This window comes from Pseudomonas sp. SIMBA_067 (genome assembly GCF_046534675.1).
Classification (GTDB): Bacteria; Pseudomonadota; Gammaproteobacteria; order Pseudomonadales; family Pseudomonadaceae; genus Aquipseudomonas; species Aquipseudomonas putida.
In genome coordinates this window covers 1-267 of record NZ_JAWRYH010000529.1, presented here as the reverse complement: position 1 = coordinate 267, position 267 = coordinate 1, and the positions used below count along the sequence as shown (strand labels likewise).

Here is a 267-nt window from a genome sequence, read left to right as displayed (position 1 = left end):
CAATCGTATCACTCGATACATACTGCGCTAACGGGCCATCAGTTAAAATACCATCACTGCTCATTAAACCGCTTACTAGCTGCGTTATAATCAGAATAAAAAATAATAACACCATATAACTGCCTGGTGCAGAATGGCCTACATCATTTGTTTTTTTGCCACTTAAAGAAGCAAACACTGATTTAGGAGAGTGCAGTAATGCCGATATTTTTGCTGTTTTACTGCCAAATAGGCCCCATAAAATTCGTGTTGAAATAAGCGCTAAAG

The 267-nt window shown here is 38.2% G+C and carries 1 pseudogene; it reads right to left on the bottom strand.

The features are described from left to right. Window positions 1-267 (bottom strand): annotated as a pseudogene (locus SB765_RS30185) (cytochrome B); the annotation flags it as partial.